Annotated in this window: 6 protein-coding genes; 5 read left to right on the forward strand and 1 reads right to left on the reverse strand. The window is 47.2% G+C overall.

The window, feature by feature from the left end; all coding sequences use genetic code 11:
* Positions 1 to 1241, reverse strand: a 1241-nt coding sequence (locus tag VFS25_RS16315) for an ABC transporter permease (protein WP_326463234.1), incomplete at its 3' end; no start/stop codon positions are given.
* A 348-nt stretch (positions 1242 to 1589) separates the two neighbouring features.
* Between VFS25_RS16315 and VFS25_RS16320 the strand changes: the two genes are divergently transcribed.
* The 5 genes from VFS25_RS16320 to VFS25_RS16340 all read left to right on the forward strand — a co-directional run.
* Positions 1590 to 2171, forward strand: a complete 582-nt coding sequence (locus VFS25_RS16320; RefSeq protein WP_326463235.1) for a hypothetical protein — start codon at positions 1590 to 1592, stop codon at positions 2169 to 2171.
* 27 nt (positions 2172 to 2198) lie between these two features.
* On the forward strand, positions 2199 to 2690 hold the full coding sequence (locus VFS25_RS16325) for an SF0329 family protein (protein ID WP_326463236.1): 492 nt from the start codon (positions 2199 to 2201) through the stop codon (positions 2688 to 2690).
* Positions 2691 to 2752: 62 nt separating this feature from the next.
* Complete coding sequence (locus VFS25_RS16330; protein ID WP_326463237.1) at positions 2753 to 3487, forward strand: hypothetical protein; 735 nt, start codon at positions 2753 to 2755, stop codon at positions 3485 to 3487.
* Positions 3488 to 3534: 47 nt separating this feature from the next.
* Positions 3535 to 4113: a TetR/AcrR family transcriptional regulator gene (locus VFS25_RS16335; RefSeq protein WP_326463238.1), complete on the forward strand. Its 579-nt coding sequence runs from the start codon at positions 3535 to 3537 to the stop codon at positions 4111 to 4113.
* An 80-nt stretch (positions 4114 to 4193) separates the two neighbouring features.
* A partial coding sequence (locus VFS25_RS16340) for an SDR family NAD(P)-dependent oxidoreductase (RefSeq protein WP_326463239.1) occupies positions 4194 to 4837 on the forward strand: 644 nt, incomplete at its 3' end.

The raw sequence follows: 4837 nt of genomic DNA on the forward strand, positions 1-4837 counted from the left end.
ACCAGCACTTTGCGTGGCAGCGCCGCAAACCTTCCGGCGCGGAAGGTGCCTTTAAGCACTTTTACAGGTTCAAAGGCAGATAAATAAAACGCGGGATAGCTGCCGGAGATAAGTCCTGCAAAACCCGTAAAGGCCAGCGTAAACAGCCAGAACAGGGGAGCGCTCCAGGGGATGGCCATGGTTTTGTCGGACAGGCCGTTGAAGAAAGGCAGCGACAGCTGCACCAGCAGCAATGCAAGCACAAGGGCCAGGAATGCTACCAGCAGCGACTCGCTGAGGAACTGCGCTACCAGCTGCCGGCGGAATGAGCCGATGGCCTTGCGGATGCCCACTTCGCGGCTGCGTTTTTCGCTCCTGGCAGTAGAAAGGTTCATGAAATTGATGCAGGCCAGCAGCAATACAAACACGCCTATAATACCAATGAGCCATACCATGCTGATACGGCCGCCGGTAGATCTGCCATTCTCAAAGGTGCTGTATAAGTGCCATTTTTCCATAGGGTGCAGCAGCAGCTCCTCCCGTGAAAAGTTGATATGCGGCGTAGGCACATTACGGATCCTGGCATTCACTTTATCAATAGCTGCATGATCATTCAGCTGTACAAACAGCTGGCACATGTGATTGTCCCATTGCGTTTGTGCATTTTTTATCCAGTCTTCTGTGTTATTCACATACCGGCTCCAGGGCATCAGCAGCTTTACATCGTACAGGGTAGTATTGTGCGGCAGGTCGGCATACACACCGGCTACTTTCATGTCGGATTTATTATCCAGGCGCACTAATTTATTCAGGGGATCATCATTGCCAAAAAGCGCCCGGGCCACTGACTGTGCCAGCAATATGGAGGATGGGTCCTGCAGGGCATGGGCATTGCCCTGCAGCATGTTCAGCGTGGTCATAACAGGAAAGGCCTCCTGCGCCCACATACCTGTTTGGGATATTTGTTTGTCGCCCACAGCCAGTATGTGCGCACGGGGGTAAGAGGCCAGGGATATATATTTGAAATCAGCCGCGTAAGTGTGCTGCAGCTCATAACCCATGGGAATAGAAACAGTGGTGCCGGTATATGTTTTACCGTTGTTGGTGGCATTTACCATTACCTGCGCCAGGCGGTGGTAATTGCGGTGATAGGTATTAAATGAAACTTCATCCCATACCCATAACGCAATCAGCAATGCAACAGCCATGCCTGCGGCCAGCCCCACAATATTGATAGCGGCATAAAGTTTACTGTTACGCAAATTGCGCAAGGCTATTTTAAGATAGTTTTTGAGCATTGCAGATGAATTACTTTAACTGGGCGCCGCTAATGGAATGCCATAAAAAAAGGGTGGTGTCGGTTAGTGATATAGATATGTGTAATTTATATATATGTCCGGTTTTGGAACAGGGGTGTTCGGTTTGGGGGATTAGTAATGAGTAATGAATAATGAATAATGAAGGAAGGCAGGGGTAAAATGGCCAATCGGGAACAATTATGGCAGTTGAATGAAGTATTGTCGCGCGGCTAAACCGGAATATCATAGGAGTTATGTATATTTGAGCGTTGGGGCGTAACCTTTATGGGACTTGAATCATACCTATTCCTGGTGAAATTTCAGACACCGGCTGCCGAAGACGCAGTTATTGTATTGTTGGAGGAAGCAGGCCTGGTTTACCTTGAAGGCCGCAGCAGGCGGCAAACAAAGGATAACTACGGCGACCTGTATTTTGAACAACGTACCGGCGAAGGCCTTACAGAGGCTAATGTCCTTATTCCGCCCGGCCATAAAACCGTTGACGAATTTTCTCTCCGGTTTTCCATTTTAAGTCCTCAAACCGTCATTGATCAAACTTTTGCATTTCTTCAAAGACTGAATAACCTTTCAGGGATTAAAGTTTATGATACAGAGATCCGAAACCATATTATGCGGCAGCTCCGGAAAAGCGGAAAAGTTGACCAGCATTTTAAAGGGCTGAGTGCTGAAGAAGATGATGCGATCAATAAGCTTTGTTTCCTGTCATTGAACGCTGACGATTTCAAGAGAAATGAGCTTGAAATCATGAAAAGACAATGGATATTAAACAACACAACAGGCGAAATTATTGAAGGCGGTAATGCAACAATTGACTATCTTGAAAAGAAAGGCCTGTTTAACAGGTTTTGGAAATGGATAAAAAAGGAGCTGTAATAGTCTGCAAACTAAACAACGCCGGCAATGCAATGGAGCAAGCTTAAACATACAATTGAAAGCAGATTTGCGGACAGTATCAGCGGCCGCGTAGAACTTTTTACTACAGCCTATAGGAAGCCCCGTAGTACGGATGGGAGAGGCTGGATTACTATTGACAAAGAGCAGATTGTAGATTTTTGCACTATCAAATCATGGTGGAAATTTGGCGCTTATTATCATAAGGCAACACGAACAAATTGCCTGACGCATCGAGCCACTGAAGACAATGAAAGATCTGCCGGGAAGTTGGCAGAGGAAGGAGAATTTTCAAGGTACGATTTGCATGTTTGCTGTTGGGAGTATTTAAACATGACAGTTGAAGAAGGACTTGAACATAAAAGCCCGATAATTAATTCCTTAGCAGTATTGGATAAAAGATTGGGTAAACGCAGGCTTGCGGCGCTTGATAAGGATAAGCTTCATCCGTTAGCCAAAAGACTGCTCGAATTTCGGTTATCAGCTGAAGGCCTGGAATAAATTGGCATATGGCAAAAGTATAAATATGCTCACTTCGTAACCCTTCCTATAATTTTATGATAATGCGAATTAGCTTTCTTATTGCAATAACAGGCCTTATTTTTATTACAGCCTGCAACGGACAGGTAAATACATCAACCCAACAACCAGAAGACTTACAAATGAGCCACTACGAACTAACACCTGAAACAGCCCATCCCAAAGCGAGAAAATTACTAACTGAAGACTTTTACTGGAGCCCGATTGAAGAAACAGGACCATTTGGAAGTGACGATGGTTCAGACGCTTTTTATGGCTTCAGAGAGTGGCGAATGTCAAATAAAAAAGCCAGCCCGGTAAAATTCATTGAAGAACTGCTGATTAACTGGAATTATCCGGAATTCAATTTAAATGAGCTCGACTCTTCAAAAATCAGGGATTATATTTCAGCCAAAACCCAGCCCGGCAGTCCGGATTTGAGTGACCAAATGCCAGCCATGATGGAGCATTTCAAACAAATGGCAAAAGAAGCCGGAAAAGAATTCGATGAGAACCAGTTTAAAGAAATTATGGCTGCAGCTTCAGACAGTATGGGCGGAACTTATTTGCTTGGAATAGATAACGCAATAATTGCCGTTGGATTTGGACAGTTTGTTTTAGAAGGTAAAATTGATGAAGATATTAAAGTGCTGGCCCAAACAGCCATCAAAAGAGAATTATTACCTGTTCTTACTGACAGGTGGGATGGACCGTATAAAAAAACGCGGATGGAGCAGTTAAACAGCATGCTGAGAGTTATTGACAAAATGAATGAGTAATCCCCTAATTTGGAACAATCATTCCATTATCCTACCTTTGCCTTATCATGGCACGCAACAAAGCATTTGATCCTGAAGAAAAACTGCAGAAAGCCCGTGACCTGTTCTGGGAAAAAGGCTACCACGCCACTTCCATGCAGGACCTGGTAGAAGCCATGCAGCTGAACCGCGCCAGCATTTACGACACCTATGGCGATAAGCATGGCCTGTTCCTGCAATGCCTGGGCAGCTACGCCAAACAGAAGCAGGAGGAGTACAAGGCAGCTGCCGCAGGCGCAGCGTCGCCTATAGACGCCGTGGAGGCCATCATCCGTAAAGCGCTGGAAAGAACGCTGCAGGAAGGCAAAGCCTGTATGGTGGTAAAATCATCTTTTGAGCTGGCAGCAGCGGATAAGGAGGTGAACAACGTTTTACAAAACGACGGCGCCCGGCTGACGGACATCCTGGAGGTGCTGCTCAAAAAAGCGCAGTCGGCCGGGGAGATCAGCAAACAACGCGATGTAAATATGCTGGCCAACTACATTATTGCCAATTTCAGCGGGCTGTGGCAAACATACATTATCTCACAAAATAAAAAGCTGGTAACGCAAATGGCGGAGTTCCTGGTGGAAGTAGTGCGGCAATAACCGTCCTTTTTTTTCTCTTATTTTGGAATGATCGTTCTGTAACTATACTCTTATAACATTCATTATTCAAATCATAACCAATGAAACGTTTAGCGAACAAAACAGCCCTGGTAACAGGAGGGAGCCGCGGTATGGGCGCCGCCATTGCAAAACGCCTGGCCAATGAAGGCGCAAAGGTGGCCATTACCTACGTGAGCGCGGCAGATAAAGCACAGGCCGTAGTAAAGGAAATTGAAGCCGCCGGCGGGCAGGCGCTGGCCATTGCGGCCGACAATGAAAACGCAGATGCCCTCACCGCCGCTGTAAACCAGGCTGCTCAAGCCTTTGGTGGCATAGACATACTGGTGAACAACGCCGGCATATGGATGGCGGGGCCATTTGAAAAACATACCCTGGCCGATTACGACCGTATAATGTCGGTAAACGTGCGCGCCATATATGTAGCCATACAGGCAGCGCTGGCGCACATGCCGCAGGGCGGCCGCATTATCACCATCGGCAGCAACCTGGCCGATAGGGTATGGGCGCCTGGTATGACGTTATACTCCATGAGCAAGGCCGCCCTCATTGGCCTTACCAAAGGCCTGGCGCGCGACCTGGGCGCCAGGGAAATTACCGTGAACCTGGTGCAGCCGGGCGCCACCAATACCGATATGAACCCCGAAAACGGCGACCATTCCGATATACAACGCAGCCTGATGGCCATCCCTAAATATGGCGACGC

The organism is Chitinophaga sp. (assembly GCF_035761305.1).
Taxonomy (GTDB): Bacteria; Bacteroidota; Bacteroidia; order Chitinophagales; family Chitinophagaceae; genus Chitinophaga.

Coding starts and splice junctions, on each gene's coding strand:
- VFS25_RS16325 (WP_326463236.1), top strand. CDS start 2,199: ATGCAATGGAGCAAGCTTAAACATACAATTGAAAGCAGATTTGCGGAC.
- VFS25_RS16330 (WP_326463237.1), top strand. CDS start 2,753: ATGCGAATTAGCTTTCTTATTGCAATAACAGGCCTTATTTTTATTACA.
- VFS25_RS16335 (WP_326463238.1), top strand. CDS start 3,535: ATGGCACGCAACAAAGCATTTGATCCTGAAGAAAAACTGCAGAAAGCC.